Genomic DNA, 4015 nt, shown 5'->3' on the forward strand with positions numbered 1-4015 from the left:
TTTCAAATCATTTTGCCCTTGAATTATTTTGCCATAAAACTTTCAGAATTTTATTCTGATTTTAAGGGCCTTATGGCTTAAATGGCGTTCCTTAGCTTTGAAATCTCTGTTGACTCGGTTTTCTCCGTGTTCGATCTTTTGGATAGCGGCCTGGATTAATGACGGAAAAATGGGGGAGGACAATAAACCAACACATCTTTCTGCCCTCCATTTTTTTGTCATAAAGGCAAAAAGAGATGCCAACGAATCTCATACAAGATCGCATCGACGTCTGGGTGGTGGAAGACAATGACGATTATCGCCGCGTGTTGTCGGAGGTGATCGACAACGCCGGCGACATGGCCTGCTCCCAGGCGTTTGCCAATTGCGAAGACGCCGTCGCCGCGCTGCAAACCGAAGCGCCGCCGCAAGTGCTGTTGATGGACATCGGTCTGCCCGGGATGAGCGGGATCGAGGGGGTCCCGCTCGTCAAGGCCATCTCGCCGGCGACGGCGATCATCATGCTCACCGTGTACGAGGATGATGACAAGATCTTTCAATCGATCTGCGCCGGCGCATTGGGGTATGTGCTCAAAAAAGCGACGGCCGGGCGCATCATCGAAAGCATCCGTGAGGCGCACGCGGGCGGCGCGCCGATGAGCGCCCCGATCGCCCGCCGCGTGCTCGACATCTTTGCCAAAACCGCCTCACCGCCCGGTGAGTACGGTTTGACCGCCCGCGAAAAAGACATTCTGCAGCACGTCGTCGATGGCCTGTCCCCGAAAATGATCGCCGGCGCGCTGCACCTGAGCCTGCACACCGTCACCACCCACATGAAAAATATCTTTGCCAAGCTGCATGTACATTCGCGCAGCGAGGCGGTGGCGAAGGCGTTGAGGGAGAGGTTGGTGTAAGCCCCCTTCGAACCGAAAGCTTGCCTATATTCGCCCTCACTATGACAAAAATACCATAGTCTTGGTATGGATTCCCTCTGAAAAAGATCTTTTTTTCTACCACGCCGATAAATGACAAAAATTTGGGCATCATTGACAGCACGAGAAACAAATCGCAATCGCGAAGAACCAGGAGCCAGAATTCCATCGTCGCGGATGAAGGGACAAGAAAATTAACCGTTCTCTTATTGCGTTAAGGACAGATTTTTATTTCGGGAGAATTGTCATGCATCGCTTTATTTCATTTTCCGTCTTTCTGATGGCATGCTGGCTGGCAATTGAAGATGCCGGCGCTCAGAACATCATTAATTTTGACAGATACCCCGACGGCAATCCAATCCCAGACGGCACAAACCTGACCAACGAATTCTTGTTCAGTCATGGGGTACGATTCCCCAATGGCTTGCGTATCATCCGCTGTGCTTTTAATTCAAGTAGCAACAACGAATGCGATGATGCCCGCTCAGCACCAAATGTCGTCACGACTCATCCTGCACCACCAGGCGATTTTGATCGCCAGAATTTAGAAATAGAATTCACTACACCACAAAGAGTGGTTTCAATTGCGGTTAATGGACACGCACAAGCTGGACTGTCATTACAATTTATCGTGAGCTTATCTGCTTTTACTTCCGAGAATCGACTGGTTGGGGAACGAATTGTATCCTTTACAAGCTCGTCTACTTGGGACTCCTTTCTACGTATTGAAAGCCAAAGCGAAAATATTTCTCGCGTCGTTATCGGCGGATGGCATAATCACCCAGCACGAGACTACGTAAACTGGCTCTTGTTTGATGAACTCACTTTTGAAGGTGTTTTGGATCCTCCCCTCGACACGACTCCACCAGTGGTATCGATCCGAACACCGGCCAACGGCGCAACCATCACGACAGAACAGGTCACTGTCACCATTCGCGCTACAGACAACGTGCAGTTGCAAACGGTCGACATGCAACTACGCCACGTGCCAACAGGCACAATTGTATGGGACTTTACCGGCGGCAATATCTGCGGGGGCCTCCATGGAAGCGGCTCTTGTCCGGCAACTTTTGTGGAATCGTCAAGCCCATCGCTGCAGGTGGGCCGAGAGGGTGAATATCAAATTACTGCCCGCGCTAGAGACGCTGCCGGCAATCATGCCGCCGAAGTGCGCTCAAATTTCTTTGTGAATCCGCCGCCGCCCTTGCCAAGGGTATTTGTAACCGGGGTGGAGTTTAATCAGGCAGTCCAATGGCGTTTGATTGATCCTATCAGCTACGGATTTGGCTCCCTTTCCCAGAAAATCATACCAGGCAAAGAGTTGGCCGTGCGCTATTATTTACTGGCGCAGGGCGGAACGCGCAGCAATTACACGGCACAGCTTATCTACGATATCGAATACGAAGATGGCCGGCAGGTTAGTAAAAGCATAGCGCCCAATGCCGGCAATACGGCTATCTTCGTCAATGCCGATCCAGGTGTCGACTCGGCGCGGTATCAATTGCAGGTTCAACAACGCGCCAATGCCAATCAAACCCTCAATTTCGTCATTCCTGGTGCGGAGTTGTTCGATGTACGATTTATGCAATTACGTCTGTGGGACTCGCCTGAAAATCTTAGTATCGTACAATTCTTTGGTCTTGGTAGTCCGGCCTGGCTAGGCCTCAATGTCATACGTGTTCGTAGCCGCGAGACCGGCCCGGCACCTGATACGGCAACAGTACGAACAAATATAATCGAATATCTAAAAAGAGCCTTTCCGGTAAGCGAAGTCCGCGTATTGCAGTGGAGAAATTGGGGTTGGGGCGGGCCCTATCTATTTGCAGATGATTGCGAATCACTTCTCTTTGACATCTGGTATGAGTTCGGCGGCGATGATGCACCCAGACACTTTCCGGAGTCGGGGCCTTATTGGACAACAGTCCTTGGCGTTGCGACTAGGTTATCCAACTGCGGTGGCATGGCCTACGTCGGCGACCCTGATGATGATGACGACAGAATTGGCGGAACCGCCATCACAACATTAGTGGGGGATATTGCCGCCCAAGAAGTGGCGCACACCATGGGGCTTATCCATGCCAGCAACGCCCATGGCGAGGCAGTTGGTGGCGACTGGGAGCCGTGGCCCTACTCACACGGCCTAATTGGGCCGGGAATAACAAATTTTGGCGCCATTTTGCAGCAAGTCTTGCCGCCAGGGCCTGCAGATGCCGGGCAATGGCAGCTTGTTGTGGTAGATCCCTGTCCAACAGCGAATTTTCCCCAACGCACCCCCAACTGTCAGCTTCCGGAGACCCAGGCTGTCCATGATTTCATGTCGTATGGGCAAAGCACTGCATTTTTGGGTCAACTGGTGACAGGATTCAGTAACTGGATTTCAGAGCGCACTTCTGACAGGATTTTCAACGCTATACGCTACAGAAGACTTTCGCCATCTCAAGCCTTCATTGATTCGCTGCAACTCGCTTCGACAGAGGTATCGGCGCAAACCATGCAAGTTGTAAACCGCAGTCCAGTAGAACGTATTGAGGCACTGATGATTGGCGGTGTTATCGACGAAAAAGGCGCCGTGAATCTGTTGCCGATTATGCGAAAGCCATTGCCTAAATCACAAGTCTTGAAATCGAAACCCGGGCCATATGCCATCGAGATCTTTGATGAAAAGAACAATCTTATCCTGCGAAAATCTTTCAACACGGATCATGCCAGCACCACCAGCACGATGTTCCGGGTGCTTGTGCCATATCCGGAAACGATGAAAACAATCCAGATCAAAGACCTTACCGGGCAGATTCATGAAACAAAGGCCAGCCCGAATCCGCCGGCTATCAAGGTGTTGAGTCCAAATGGCGGCGAGGTTTTTGAGAAAGGCACTTATACAATAAAATGGGAAGGCAAGGATGTGGATGGCGATCAACTCAGCTATCTGGTGCAATACAGCCCGGATAATGGTCAGCGCTGGCAAGGTGTGGGATTGGTCAAGTTCACCGATACGACGGAGGTCGAATTGCATGTGGAAGAATTGATCCCAAGCAATACGGCAATCATTCGTGTCACGGCTTCTGATGGTTTTAACACCTCTGAGGATCAGTCAGACGGCGTTT

The 4015-nt window shown here is 51.1% G+C and carries 2 protein-coding genes; both read left to right on the forward strand.

Annotated features, from left to right (window positions below; all coding sequences use genetic code 11):
* Positions 1–236: 236 nt before the first annotated feature.
* Positions 237–893, forward strand: a complete 657-nt coding sequence (locus FBQ85_27480; GenBank protein ID MDL1878874.1) for a response regulator transcription factor — start codon at positions 237–239, stop codon at positions 891–893.
* Positions 894–1158: 265 nt separating this feature from the next.
* Positions 1159–4015: fibronectin type III domain-containing protein (locus FBQ85_27485; protein MDL1878875.1), on the forward strand; the 2857-nt coding region annotated here is incomplete at its 3' end.

This window comes from Cytophagia bacterium CHB2 (assembly GCA_030263535.1).
Classification (GTDB): domain Bacteria; phylum Zhuqueibacterota; class Zhuqueibacteria; order Zhuqueibacterales; family Zhuqueibacteraceae; genus Coneutiohabitans.

Bases quoted from the DNA above. Each gene is read 5' to 3' on its own strand.
- FBQ85_27480 (MDL1878874.1), top strand. From the start codon at position 237: ATGCCAACGAATCTCATACAAGATCGCATCGACGTCTGGGTGGTGGAA.